Origin of the sequence: Paenibacillus sp. CH40, from assembly GCF_024213605.1 — a bacterium.
Lineage (GTDB): Bacteria > Bacillota > Bacilli > Paenibacillales > Paenibacillaceae > Paenibacillus > Paenibacillus polymyxa_B.
This window is the reverse complement of sequence record NZ_JANAVQ010000001.1, coordinates 527606-542064: the sequence shown is the minus strand read 5'-3', so window position 1 is coordinate 542064 and position 14459 is coordinate 527606. Positions and strand designations below refer to the sequence as shown.

Here is a 14459-nt window from a genome sequence, read left to right as displayed (position 1 = left end):
TCGTTATTCATAGTATGGTATAAAATGAACCTATCAATCCCCCATGTAAATACGGATCGTTGATCCCCGCTCCAATCTGGAGCCCGGCTTCGGCGCCTGACTCACGACCGTCTTGCCTGACCCAGATTTGACGAGCATAAAGTTCATATTCATATCTTCGTACAAATCAGCTGCAGTAGCACCTACCAGATCAGGTACCGTTTCGATTGGATTTTCTCCATACTTGTACTCTTTGGCAATTTGATTGGTGCGAGGCGGTATTTTCAAGGCAATCAGCGCGTCCTTTAAAATATTTTGCACGATTGGCGCAGCAACCACCCCGCCGAATTGAATGCCCTTCGGGTTATCGACAGCGGTATAAACGACGATTTGCGGATCATCCGCCGGTGCAAAACCAATAAAGGATACAATATGCTCCGAGGAAGAATAACGCCCGTTAATCACCTTTTGTGCTGTCCCCGTTTTACCTCCCACCCGGTAGCCTTCAATGAAAGCAGGACGACCTGTACCTTTAGCAACGACGCTTTCCAGCGCTTCCCTTACCTGTCGGGAGGTTTCCTCTGAAATAACCCTGCGTACCAGTTCTGGCTCTACTTTTTCCAGCACTTTTCCGGTTCCCGGCTGAACCCAACCTTTTGTAATGTGAGGCTTATAAAGATTACCGCCATTGATTGCCGCTGATACAGCCGTAACCTGCTGGATCGGAGTAACAGACACCCCTTGACCAAAAGCGGTTGTAGCCAGCTCTACAGGACCGACCTGAGGAAGCTTGAACAAAATACCGTTGCCCTCACCAATCATGTCGATCCCCGTTTTGCTGCCGAAGCCAAAATTGCGAATGTATTTGAACAGTGTTTCTTTACCTAATCGCTGCCCCAATGTTACAAAACCGGGGTTGCAAGAATTCTCCACCACTTGAAGGAAAGTTTGGCTTCCATGTCCGCCTTTCTTCCAGCAACGCAGTCGTGCTCCACCGACTTCAATATATCCCGGATCAAAAAAACGATCATTTTTGAGATTGACCTTCTTTTCTTCCAAGGCAGCCGCCAGTGTAATAATTTTGAAAGTAGACCCAGGTTCATATGTCATCCAGATAGGCAGATTTCGATTATAGATTTCAGGCGCATATTGCTTGTATTGCGCTGGCTCATAGCTTGGTCGTCCAGCCATGCCTAATATTTCACCCGTCTTAGGGTTCATAGCTATAGACAATGCGGACTTCGCCTGAAATTTGACCATGGCTTGGTCAAGCTCCCGTTCCATAATGGACTGCACAGACTTATCAATGGTTAATTGTAAATTCAGTCCATCCTTCGGTTCAATGTATTTTTCAGAAGAACCAGGCATTAGACGACCACCTGCATCCGATAAATACGCAATGCTTCCGTCGATTCCCCGAAGCTTACTGTTTTGCTGCTTCTCTACGCCTGTCAGCCCTTGATTATCAATTCCTGTAAACCCAAGAATATGAGCCGCTAGATCACCATAAGGATAATAACGTTTGTTGTCTTCAGCAACAACGATACCCGGCAGCTTCAAATCACGAATTTGCTGCGCTTTCTCCATCGTAATTTTTCGTCCGCCGGGCTGAAGTTTTTGGCTTGCTGTTCGTTTGGTAATCAGCTTGAGTACTTTATCTTCACTCATATCCAGCAAGGGCGCCAGCCTGCGTGCCGTTTCTTCCGGCTTCTTAATTTGTACTGGTATCGCCATGACTGTCGGCGAACTGACATTATAGGTCAGCGCCGTACCCTGCCGATCCAAAATTTCGCCACGCTTGGCGGCAAATGGAATATTGCGGCGCCACGAATCCTCAGCCTTGGCCGAGAGCTCGCCTCCTTTACCCAATTGAACATAGGCGAGCCGGATCGACAAGGCCGCAAACAGTACAAATAATCCCATTAGCCCCCATACCAGCCTCCGCCGCATGGTCACGTTAGATTTTTTCAAACGCGCTCCCTCCGTTCCTCAAATACTCATGACATGTCTTACCTCATGAATATTCAAAAGAACGGACATTAGAACAAGCTATCAGTTATCCTCGCCTTTAATCGCAGCAGCACTTTCCTCATCTGCAACAGCAGATATTCCTCCCTTAGGAGCTCCCGAGTCTGTTCCAGCATCAGCAGTAGTACTGGAATCGGTTTTAGTATCGACCTCCGTTTTTGTTGCGCTGCCGGTCTGGTTAGCTGCAACTCCATTGGTCGAGTCCTGTGTTTCCTCCGGTTTCACCCCGGTCACCGTTTCTTTGGCCGGCTGAAGCGTCACGCTGACAATCCGCTTTCCATTTACCATTTGCGCCTTTTGAGAGACAACATAACCTTCGCCGCTTACCTGCACACCAACCTTCATAAGCGTCAGAACTTGAAGTGTGTCACGCAACGAAACACCTGTAAAATCAGGAATAGTCATGTTGGCACTATCCTCAGTCAGCAAGTAAATGCGTTGTCCGGGTTTCATTTTGACGCCTGCTTCAGGATACTGGCGAACAATTTTGGAGCCTTTGCCTACCGTTTCATAGGCAATTCCCTGTTTGAGCAATGCATTTTGCGCATCCTTCTTCACCTGACCAGTTAATGTTGGTACCGTTGGCAAATTCACTGTTTTTACAACAGCTGCACCTGATTTATTCGTTTTAGTTCCCGTTTTTGGAACCCCCATATATTGCAACGATTGGGATACAATTTTTTTAAATACAGGTGCTGCTGCTGTACCGCCGCCTACCGATTTGTTAGGTTCGTCCATAACAACCAAAACAGCTATTTTCGGATCATTTACCGGTGCAAAACCTATAAAGGACACGACATCCTTCGAATGGTCATATACTTTTCCGACGACCTTCGTCGCTGTACCTGTTTTACCAGCTACACGATATCCGTCAATATAAGCAAGGCGTCCCGTACCAATTTCTTGGTCAGATACGACCTGCTCTAGATAGCTGCTTGTCTGGACTGCCGATTCCCGAGTAATCACTTGGCGAACTTCCTTCGGTTGAATCGTCTGAACTTCGCCTGTATCTGGGTTGATGATTTCCTTCACCAGATGAGGCTGCATCAGCTTCCCCCCGTTAGCAATTGCCGAGATGGCAGCTACCTGCTGGATTGGCGTCACCTGAACACGTCCGTGTCCATATGAAGCGGTTGCGACCTCGGATTTGTACTGGGTATGGAACGTAATAGCTCCGGTAGACTCACTTGGAAGATCAATGCCCGTTTTCACGCCGAATCCAAAGTTATTAATATATTTCTTCAGTCTCTCGCCACCCAACTTATCCAGACCCAGATGGACGAAACCAACGTTACTTGAGCGCTTGACTCCCTGAAGATAGGTTAACGTTCCCCAGTTGCGGCTTACATCACGAATATCCCAGCCTCCGACCCGAATCATACCAGATTGGTAAGATTCATTTGGATTGAACACCTTTTCTTGAACCGCAGCTGCCAAGGTTACAATCTTAAACGTGGAGCCGGGCTCGTAGATAGATTGAGTAGCATTATTACGGAAATATTCCAAAGGTGTACTCCCATATGTATTGGGATTAAAATTCGGATAAGTCGCCATACCGAGAACATCCATCGTTTTAGGGTCAGCCGCTACCACAGTCATCGTTTTCGGATTATAATTTGCAATAGCTTCCTGCATGGCATCCTCTATATAATACTGAATCGTATCGTCAATCGTCAGCTTTAAATTTTTACCATTTTGTGCCGGCTCATAGACACTTTCCGATCCTTGAAGAGGAACTCCCTTCCGATCCCGCTGATACAGAAGCTTTCCAGCCGTCCCAGAGAGCTCTTTATTATAATAAGCTTCCAACCCCATACCTGCTGTGCCATCTTTTCTTTGATAGCCAAGAACATGGGAAGCCAGCTTATTTTCCGGATAATAGCGTTTGGATTCTTGAACGGTGTCCACAGCTCCAATTACTTCATACTTATCCTTCAAATACTCTTTGAACGTATCCACTTGTGCCTTGACCTCAGGATCTACCTTCCAGCCCCCATTACGAATCTCGCGATTTTTTAAGTAGTTCCCCTTTTTATCCTTTGCAGAAAGATGCCCTCTCAGCTCATCCTCAGGCGTTTTGAGTAACTGGTGCAGCTTAGCTACAACCTCATTCTCCAAATCATACTCCTGAATGATGCTAGGATTGACAACTACCGTATAAGCCGGTGCATCCGTAGCCAATACGTTTCCTTTACGGTCCGTAATGGTTCCACGCTTGGGCTGAATCACCTGATCTCTTTCTACTTGATTAACTACCAGGTTATGCCAGTATTCCCCGCTCACAACTTGAATCCAAAATACTTTAAGTAGCAGAACAAGAAAAAAGAGGGTAATACATCCCCCTATTAGCAGTGTGCGAAGCTTTATTCTTTTGACCATAGCTCAAACCTCTCTGCAAAAAAATGTACGTCAGAGCATAGCTTGATGCTATGCCCTAAACTATTTGGCAGCCTGCTTTTCTACACGAATGGGCTCTCTTGTTGGTTCGATATATCCCTGTTGCTTTGCAGTCGGCACGATCTGATTTTCCAGACGCTCCTTTTGAATCTTCAGTTGGGCGATATTGGTCTGTAATTTGGAAATGTCCTTGCTTGCCGTATTAATCGAATAATTGATTTGATAAATGTGAGCGTACCTGCTAATCAACATACCAGCAATGACAATGCACGCTACAAGTGTCAATAGATACAGCAGCTTTTCTCGAATCGGCAGCTCTCTGCGGCGTGTAACGACTTTGGTGGTCTCACGATACCGTTGTTGCTGAACCTGTTCCTGACGGGCTTTTTCTTTTACAGCCAAATTACCGCGTGTATAAGCCATGTCGCCTCTCCTTCTCCATTAAATTTACAATTTTTCGGCAACTCTCAGCTTCGCTGACCGGGACCGTGGATTAAGCTCCAATTCCTGCTCCGACGCCACAATCGGCTTACGGTTCACCAGCTTCAGATCGCCTTCCATTTTGTCCTCCAAAATAGGCAAATCAGATGGATAGATGCTTTTCGCCAAATACTCCTTGAAAATATGCTTGCATATCCGATCCTCCAGAGAATGGAATGTAATGACCGAAATTCTGCCTCCTGGAGCCAGACATCTTACTGCCTGATGCAAAGTATCTTCCAATGCACCCAACTCATCATTCACAGCAATCCGCAAAGCCTGGAAACTGCGTTTAGCCGGATGTCCCCCGGTTCTGCGTGCCGCAGCCGGAATTCCTTCTTTGATAATATCGACAAGTTCCCCTGTTGTGTGAATAGGCTTGTTCAATCGACGTTCAATCATGATCTTTGCGATCCGCCGTGAAAACTTCTCTTCTCCGTAATGAAACAAAATACGCGCAATCTCTGCTTCCGACCATTCATTGACAATTTCGTAAGCCGTAAGCGAGCTACTCTGATCCATCCGCATATCAAGCGGCGCATCATGATTGTAGCTAAATCCCCGTTCCCCCTCATCGAACTGGGGCGAGGACACACCCAGATCGAACAAAATACCCTGGACCTGCGGGACGCCGTCTTTCTCGGGCAATCCCAATTCGGTCAGCTTGTCCTGCAAGTGGCGGAAGTTGGATTTCACTAATGAAATCTTGCCTTCATAGGCTGACAGCTTCTCTCGCGCATTGTTCAATGCCCAGTCGTCCTGATCAAAGGCAATGAGCCTTCCCTCAGGGCCAAGCTGTGATGCAATGACGGAACTGTGTCCTGCCCCTCCCAACGTGCAGTCCACATAAATCCCGTCCTGCCTGATGTTTAGTGCCTGTGTTGCTTCTTCTTTGAGTACGGTAATGTGGTGAAACAAACGGCTGACCTCCTAAATTACAATTCAAAGTTGAAATCAACCAATTTCTCAGCAATGTCGTTAAATGCTTCTTCTGATTGGTTGAAATATTGCTCCCAAGTGTGCTTGCTCCAAATCTCTACACGGGTGGACACTCCCAATACGACGCACTCTTTAGTGAGCTTGGCGTATTCGCACAAATTCCCCGGTAAATTTACCCTGCCCTGTTTGTCCAATTCGCATTCAGTCGCCCCCGAGAAAAAAAAACGGGTAAACGCCCGCGCATCGGCCTTCATCAGAGGCAGTGCTTTAAGTTTTTTCTCCATGACAGCCCACTCATCCATGGGATACACGAAGAGGCATTGGTCCAACCCGCGGGTAACCACGAACGAGGCACCGAGAAGTTCACGAAACTTGGCCGGTACAGTAAGCCGACCCTTCTCATCAATGCTATGTTGGAACTCCCCCATAAACATTGGTTTCGTCACCCCTTACCCCATTCTCCCACTTTGGCCCACTTTCCACCACCTAAGCATAATAGATTCGCTTTAAAAAATCAAAGACCTCTTTTTCATTACCAAAAAGTGATAGAAGCCGGATCCATACCATTATGTCTGTTATTGTAGCTCCGCGTCACAAGATGCAAAAAAGCCCCTTATCCCATGAAGCCGTCCCCCGACAATATGCATCAGGTTTCGAAACAACACGGAATAAAGGGCTTACTCTCTGTCCATTATGTCAACCTAAACAAATACTTGCATTAAAAACGCAACACTTTGCAGCGAAAATCGTGATGGAAAAATCCGATTACGCGTTCCAGCTGTCCAAATAGATCTTTTGTTCTTCAGTTAACGTGTCAATTTGGATTCCCAGACTATCAAGCTTGAATCGAGCTACCTGCTCATCAATTTCATAAGGTACATTAATAACGGCTTTGCCTAGTTCATTGTAACGATCATTCACATATTTCAAGCCAAGCGCCTGAAGCGCAAATGTCGTATCCATAATTTCCGCAGGATGTCCATCAGCAGCAGCCAGATTCACGAGGCGTCCTTCTGCCAGCAAATACATTTTACGTCCATCTTTAAAACGATATTCCTCGATATTGCGACGCACCGTACGAATGGATTCGGAACGTTTAGCAAGCTCAGGCTTACTAACCTCCACATCAAAATGCCCTGCGTTACACAGCACAGCTCCATCCTTCATCACATCAAAGTGTTCTCCTGTAATTACAGCCTTGTTTCCAGTTACTGTAATAAAGAAGTCGCCCAGTTTGGCAGCCTCTACCATCGGCAAGACATGGAAACCATCCATATGGGCTTCTACTGCCTTGATCGGATCAACTTCGGTTACAACAACGTTAGCTCCCAGCCCTTTCGCACGCATTGCAACTCCTTTGCCACACCAGCCATAACCTACCACAACCACTGTACTTCCTGCTACAACCAGATTAGTCGTACGAATAATGCCGTCGAAAGCTGACTGTCCTGTACCATAGCGGTTATCAAACAAATATTTGCAGTAAGCATCATTAACAGCCACCATCGGAAAGTGAAGTTGCCCTTCTTTTTCCAAAGCCTTCAAACGAATAATGCCAGTAGTTGTCTCCTCTGCTCCCCCACGGATCGTAGAAATCAGATCAGGCCGTTCGGATTGCAACAGAGTAACCAAGTCACCACCATCATCTATAATGAGATCCGGCTTTGTTTCCAGTGCCTTGATTTGCAAATTCTTGAATTCTTCTGGGTCTGGATTGTATTTAGCTAATACTGTAACGCCATCTTCAACTAATGCGGCACAAACATCATCTTGTGTAGACAAAGGATTACTCCCCGTAATAGTTACCTGCGCTCCACCTGCTTGTACCACTTTAGCCAGGTAAGCCGTTTTGGCCTCCAAATGTAGACAGATGGTTACCTTCAGACCAGCAAAAGGCTGCTCTTGCTCAAATTGTTGACGTATACGGTTCAATACCGGCATATGGGCTTCTACCCAATCAATTTTTAAATGACCTTCAGGGGCCAATTTAAGATCGTGAACTATGCTATTTTGTAGAGAATGGGAAGTCATACTTTGTTTCCTCCTTCATATTGGTTAAATTTGCTCCATGATAAATCCTATATAAAATAACAATCATACATAAATAACACGATGCGTACCTGTCAGATCCAATGGTACATTCATAATCGTATCAATCAAGCTGAGACCATGACGATTTAGAAAATGATAGACCGTATACGCCCGCTCCTGCGGCTGTCCAAATGGAAAAAGCGACCATTCAATACGATCCCACTGGCGAAGTGCTGTTTCATTTTGCCGAAGCAACGCTTCCTGAACTTTTGCCTCCAGATAGGCGATCTGTGCCAGAATCTTCTCGCGGTTGGTTTCTCCGAGCCGTAGCAAACCTTTTTCAATCAAACCTGTCTGCTGCACAAGTGGTTCGTACATGCGGACAAAAGCTTCCTTAGCCCCGGAAAACTGATCCTGCATTCCAAGCTGATCTTGAGTGGCAATCCATTGCTTTTTCCGTTTCTCAAGTCCGTCTCTAACTTGACCAAAACTTAATTCATACTTAAGCATATGCTTCTCCACACCTGGCTCTACCAACGTAAAAGACATCCGTGGCAGCAGTATCGGCATCTGTATCTCCAACACCCCGAAAGCATCCCGTGTAATCGCCCAGTAAGCAATCTCTCCTAGACCCAGCACAGATGCCAGCACCGGAAACAGTGAATCCTGCATTAGAGGACGAGTTAGCACATTGTTACTAAAACGTTCGGGATGTCTATCTATCTCTTCAAGCAGTTCATCCACAGTAAACGCCACCAGACCGTGTCGATCCGTGAATAGTCCAGCTTTTTTGAAAAGCAGCAAGCGTTCATCTTCATGGATATAAAAGAGATTCGCGCCACCTTCATGCACATCGGCTTGTAAATGATATCCATAATCTACGATTCGTGTGGCAGCCGTCCGATAAGCCTGCTCCAACTCATCATTGTGCTGAACCAGCCGCTTAAAAACGGATGCTTCCAGCTTGCGTAGCGAAGGATCTGCTGAATCCAAGAGTACTAATCCATAGGTACCGAACAAAAGGCCCAGCAACTTGGCAAAGGCTTCACTCAGTCCATATGAATCCGTTATCCCGTTCTCAATCATGCGCATTATATCAGCCTTATGTTCTGAATCTGGCAAGCTTTGCTCTATATCCGCTATCACTTGCTTCCATTCAAAAGAGTCAACTTTAATGGCACTAACCGAAGAACGGCGTTCAGGTTGCTTATTCAGCTTGATTTTGACGGCTTGTGGGTCATTTGCCATTACGTATGTATGATTGACCTCGTCCCAGTCATGATCTTCGCCAGCAATCCAGAAGACGGGAATAACCGGACGTCCAAGCCGTTCCTCTGCTTCTCTCGCCGCCTTAATGAGGGTAGCGGCTTTGTAAATGACCAACATCGGACCTGTGAACAGTCCGCTTTGCTGACCGCCAGCTACTACCAGAGCATCTGGACTTTCCAGACGGTCCAATGAAGCACGAACCGCCTCATACGAATTGTATTTCTCATTGTATATACGAAGACATGCTACGACATCCTTACGGTTTAATCGCAGATGCCCCGTCTTATCCAGCCACTTCGCCCGTTGGGCATAAGCATCGGCTTGCAGCACATTATATTCATACAAGTCGCTTGCGCGTCCTGTACCCTGTATATAATCTTCTGCCAAAGCCGACCCTCCGCGAAGCGTTTCCGGAATTATTTTCATGGGTCTGCCTCCTGTCTCCACCAAAACCTTACTGCTTGATTGTACCGAAAGCCTATGTCCACGTCAAAGCTTCCTACAAAAAAAACCGCCGAATAACTCGGCGGTTGGTGCATAAAACAAGATCAGGCGTAAGGCTCAGCTACAAAATGTCCTTTAGACACTTCGATGAGCGTGGCATTTTCCAGGTTATAAGCCCCTGTCTTACTACCAGATGCATCATGAATCGGGCCTGCTTGGTCGCCTGGCATAATAATCCGTTTTTTGTTGGCTTCTACTTCTGGATCAGGAAGTGGGATCGCCGACAAAAGCATTTTCGTATAAGGATGGATCGGATTTGCATACAACTCAGCACTTTCTGCAAGCTCAACCATTCTACCCATATACATTACAGCTACCCGATCACTGATGTGCTTGACCATCGACAGATCATGCGCAATAAACAGGTATGTCAGACCCAAACGTTCTTGAAGCTCTTTTAACAGGTTGACAACCTGAGCCTGAATAGATACGTCAAGAGCTGAAATCGGCTCATCACAAATGATGAATTTAGGATTAACAGCCAGTGCACGTGCAATACCAATCCGTTGACGTTGACCACCAGAAAACTCATGTGGATAGCGTGTTGCATGGTCAGGGTTCAAACCAACCAGATCAAGTAACTCTTCAATTCGTTTCTTGCGTTCTGCACGGCTACCCGCCATATTGTGAATATCCAGTGCCTCACCAATAATATCAGAAACGGTAAAACGCGGGTTCAATGATGCATACGGATCTTGAAAGATCATCTGCATATCACGGCGCATTGCTTTCATTTTACTTGGTGATAATTTGTAAATATCCGTACCGTTAAAACGTACGCTACCTGCTGTAGGTTCATACAAGCGCAAAATCGTACGACCCGCTGTAGACTTACCACAGCCGGATTCGCCAACCATACCCAGCGTTTCACCCTCGCGAATATAGAAATTCAGGTTGTCCACCGCTTTGAGCACACGGTTTTTGCCAACATTAAAATACTTTTTAAGACCTTCAACCTCAATTAAATTGTTGCTACTCACCATGATCTCACCTCCTATTTCTTCAACTTCGGATCAAGCGCATCACGCAAGCCGTCGCCAAAAAGGTTGAACGCAAGCATAATCAAACTGATCAAACCTGCTGGGAAAAGCATCCGCCACGGGTAATACATCCACCCGGTCAGAGCTGATTCAATCATTGAACCCAGCGACGCCTGAGGAGCCTGTACCCCTAATCCAAGGAAGCTCAGGAATGCCTCAGAGAAAATAGCACTTGGAACTGTCAAAGTCAGTGTGACAATGATTGGTCCTACCGCATTAGGCAACAAGTGACGGAACAGCAAACGACCAGCACCTGCACCCATTGAACGGGAAGCGAGTACGAATTCTCGGTTTTTAAGTTGTAACATCTCACCACGTACAATCCACGACATGTTAATCCACCCCGTTACACAGAGCGCAATAATAATTGTAGTGATACTTGGCTCCAGTACAACCAGCAACAGGATCGTAACAAGCAAGTAAGGAATGGAGTACAAGATTTCAGAAAATTTATTCATGATTTCATCAACGCGGCCACCAAAGTAACCCATAATTCCACCATAAATAACTCCAATCATCAAGTCAATCATTGCAGCAGCCAAACCAATAATCAAGGAAATCCGAGCGCCCATCCAAGTACGTACAAACATATCACGCCCCAGATCATCTGTTCCGAACCAATGTTCCGCCGAAGGAGGAAGATTGGTGCTCAACAAATCATTCGTGCGGTCATCGTATGGGGACAGCATCGGACCAACGATTGAAGCAAGCACAATGAGAACCAAAACACTCAAGCTTGTCATAGCCAGTTTGTTTTTACGAAGTCGCTCCCAAGCATCTCGCCAAGCGGATAAGCTTTCGCGCTGAATAACTTCAGACTGCTTTTCATCCGCCCCGACCTTCTGGAAATCTTCCGGTTTCACCTGAAGCTTATCCAAGTTCACAGCATTATCTTTAACAGACATAAAGTTATCCCTCCTTCCCGCCAGTAAGCTTAATCCGCGGATCAATAAATCCATATGCAATATCTGTAATAAAACGCGCCACCATCAGCAAAATACCGTAAAAAATAGTAACTCCCATAATCATGGTATAATCGCGGGTTGTAATACTATCTACGAATACCTTACCAATACCGCCAATCCCGAAGATACGTTCAATAACAACTGAACCCGTAATAATATTGGCCGTCATTGGTCCCACATAGGTAACAACCGGCAGAATAGCATTACGCACAACGTGTTTGAACATAATAGTAATGGATTTCAAACCTTTAGCCTTGGCAGTCTTAATGTAATCTGCATGAAGCACTTCCAGCATGCTAGAACGCGTTAGTCGAGCGATAAACGCAATTGGGGAAGCAGATAGAGCTGCAACAGGCAGAACGTAGTCCATCGGACCGTCAAAGCCCATAACATTAAACCAACCTAACTGTTGAGCGAAGAAAAATTGAATCAACGATGCCAGAACGAAGCTGGGAACCGCAATCCCCATGATAGCTAACACCATTGCAACGTTATCTATTAGCCTACGATGATACAAAGCTGCTAGCATACCTAGCAAGAGACCGACAATTATCGACACGATTATGGCAACAAAACCCAGTTTGAGGGAAACCGTAAACGTTTGTCCGATAATGTCAGTTACACTTTGATTCAGCTTTTTCATAGAAATACCAAAATCACCTGAAGCAATATCACCTAAGTATTTAAAATATTGGACATATACAGGCTTATCCAGCCCATATTGCTCCATTAACCGGGCTTGAATCTCAGGAGAAGTCGCTTTTTCACTCATGAAGGGGTTACCCGGAATTGCTTTCATGAGAAAAAACGTCGCAGAGATCAGAATGAACAAAGATAGCAGCATGTAGAAAAATTTACTGATCAAATAACGCGTCATTGCCCGTTTACACCCCCCATAAATTTTTTTCGACACCATTCGATTTTATCGAAATAGAATTGGACTGTCCAATCTACTTATTTGCATGGTTACATGATGATGGAAAAGACCATGACACACAAAAAAAACGGGATATATATGGTTCTATCCACATATATATCCCGAAGTAACTATCAAACTTCAGAATCGAGCTTCAGTTACTGTGTAATATACGCTCTTGTGAAATCAACTGCTCCACTAAAGTCAAGCCCAATGTCTTTTACATTCGGTTTTGTTAAAGAAACATTTGAGTAGTAGTAGATCGGAAGCATTACCATATCATCTTGAACCAGAATTTTCTCCGCTTTCGCAAAATCTTCCATGCGTTTTGCTGGATCAGTTTCTTTCTTAGCTGCTTCAATCAAAGCATCATATGCCGGGTTAGCATAACCTGCATTGTTGTTGCCATTGCCTGTTGTCCACATATCCAGGAATGTCATTGGATCATTATAGTCAGCAGACCATCCACCACGAGCGATTTGGAAATTCAGCTTGTTACGTGTTTGGATAAATACGCCCCACTCTTGGTTTTGGGTTTTGATGTCAACGCCAAGGTTTTTCTTCCACATATCAGCAACTGCCAAAGCAATCTTTTGGTGACTCTCACTGGAGTTATACAGCAATGTTACCGGAGGAAGTGTAGTTACGCCTTCTTCCTTCATACCTTCTTGAAGCAATTTTTTCGCTTCAGTGAAGTCTTCTTTGAAGTAATCATCTTTATTCTCAGTGCGGAATTCTTGAGATACTCCTTTGATACCTGGAGGTACAAAGCCGTATGCAGGAATTTGACCGCCCAATGTTACTCTTTCAACGATTGGTTGGCGTTGAATAGCCATTGCAAACGCTTTACGGATTTTAACATTGTTAAATGGTTTTTCAGTTACATTAAACAGATAGTAGTACGTACTTGCAATCCCTTTTGCCTTAAATTCGTTAGGCAGTTCTTTTTTCACAGCCGGAATTTGGTCGGTAGGAATTTCACCGTTTGGCATACCTGCGTAATCGAGTTGTCCACTTCTATAAGAAGCCAGCTCTGTTGCACCGCTATTTACAAGGGACATCGTAATTTTGTTCAGCTTGATCTCATCTTTACCCCAATAGTTTTCACTCTTGGTTACTTCGATCTTTTGACCGCTGTCCCAAGTCGTTAATGTGAAAGGTCCGTTAGTGATCATGCTATCTTTCTTAACAGCCCACTTATCATTACCTTTAACAGAAGGATTTACAGGATAGAAAGTGTAGAAAGAAGTCAATCCCAAGAAGTAAGGAGTTGGGTGCTCCAACTCTACTTGCAATGTATGATCGTCAACAGCTTTAACACCTACATCTTTAAAGTCTGTAACTTTAGTGCCTTTAAAAGATTTCGAAGTGCTCAGGTTGTAACCCTCAGCATTTTTGATATAGTACAATTGGTAAGCATATGGAGGTGCAGGAGCCGTGGAAGGATCCAATACCCGTTGCCAAGCAAATACGAAGTCGCTTGCTTTGACTGGGTCGCCATTACTCCATTTTGCAGTATCACGAAGCTTGAACGTATAGGTTTTGCCGTCATCGGAAATTTTCCAAGATTCAGCTACGCCAGGGATTTCTTTGCCGTCAGGACCCATACGTACGAGACCTTCATACAAAGTTTTCAGAACCGTGTTAGTTTGACTATCCTGAGCTTGTGCCGGATCGAACGTTGGCGGCTCGGATGCAAGGTTAATGCGCAAAATTTGCTTGTCGGCCGCAGCCGGCGTAGTCGAGGTGTTTTCTTGTGCGCCCTTACCATTGGTATCGTTCTTGCCGCCGCAACCTGCGAGCAGTGCGCCAACTGCAAGAATGAGTGTCAAAAGGACTAAAAAGCTTTTCCTTTTCATCTAGCGTTTTCCCCCTAGTTCTAAAGTGGTATATGTTTATAGATTATACAAC

Annotated in this window: 11 protein-coding genes; all 11 read right to left on the bottom strand. The window is 45.3% G+C overall.

What is annotated here, in order from left to right; translation table 11 throughout:
- Nucleotides 1–33: 33 nt before the first annotated feature.
- Complete coding sequence (locus tag NLX73_RS02375) at nt 34–1950, bottom strand: stage V sporulation protein D (RefSeq protein ID WP_069289990.1); 1917 nt, start codon at nt 1948–1950, stop codon at nt 34–36.
- Nucleotides 1951–2031: 81 nt separating this feature from the next.
- A complete protein-coding gene (locus NLX73_RS02370) occupies nt 2032–4386 on the bottom strand; it encodes a penicillin-binding transpeptidase domain-containing protein (protein WP_254325277.1) in 2355 nt (784 codons plus the stop codon).
- 60 nt (nt 4387–4446) lie between these two features.
- A complete protein-coding gene (locus NLX73_RS02365; RefSeq protein WP_254325276.1) occupies nt 4447–4827 on the bottom strand; it encodes a hypothetical protein in 381 nt (126 codons plus the stop codon).
- A 24-nt stretch (nt 4828–4851) separates the two neighbouring features.
- A complete protein-coding gene (gene rsmH, locus NLX73_RS02360; protein WP_061828520.1) occupies nt 4852–5802 on the bottom strand; it encodes a 16S rRNA (cytosine(1402)-N(4))-methyltransferase RsmH in 951 nt (316 codons plus the stop codon).
- A 17-nt stretch (nt 5803–5819) separates the two neighbouring features.
- Nucleotides 5820–6257 carry a division/cell wall cluster transcriptional repressor MraZ gene (mraZ, locus tag NLX73_RS02355; protein WP_013311099.1) on the bottom strand — a complete coding sequence of 146 codons (438 nt, stop codon included), beginning with the start codon at nt 6255–6257 and terminating at the stop codon, nt 5820–5822.
- 331 nt (nt 6258–6588) lie between these two features.
- Nucleotides 6589–7854 (bottom strand): adenosylhomocysteinase, encoded by a 1266-nt coding sequence (locus tag NLX73_RS02350; RefSeq protein WP_165178386.1) that lies wholly within the window; start codon nt 7852–7854, stop codon nt 6589–6591.
- Between the two features lie 63 nt (nt 7855–7917).
- On the bottom strand, nt 7918–9549 hold the full coding sequence (gene bshC, locus NLX73_RS02345; protein WP_254325275.1) for a bacillithiol biosynthesis cysteine-adding enzyme BshC: 1632 nt from the start codon (nt 9547–9549) through the stop codon (nt 7918–7920).
- 122 nt (nt 9550–9671) lie between these two features.
- Nucleotides 9672–10610 carry an ABC transporter ATP-binding protein gene (locus NLX73_RS02340; protein ID WP_013311102.1) on the bottom strand — a complete coding sequence of 313 codons (939 nt, stop codon included), beginning with the start codon at nt 10608–10610 and terminating at the stop codon, nt 9672–9674.
- Between the two features lie 11 nt (nt 10611–10621).
- Complete coding sequence (locus NLX73_RS02335) at nt 10622–11572, bottom strand: ABC transporter permease (RefSeq protein ID WP_013311103.1); 951 nt, start codon at nt 11570–11572, stop codon at nt 10622–10624.
- Between the two features lie 4 nt (nt 11573–11576).
- Complete coding sequence (locus NLX73_RS02330; RefSeq protein ID WP_023989458.1) at nt 11577–12509, bottom strand: ABC transporter permease; 933 nt, start codon at nt 12507–12509, stop codon at nt 11577–11579.
- A gap of 197 nt (nt 12510–12706) precedes the next feature.
- Nucleotides 12707–14407 (bottom strand): peptide ABC transporter substrate-binding protein, encoded by a 1701-nt coding sequence (locus NLX73_RS02325; protein ID WP_254325274.1) that lies wholly within the window; start codon nt 14405–14407, stop codon nt 12707–12709.
- Nucleotides 14408–14459: the final 52 nt, after the last annotated feature.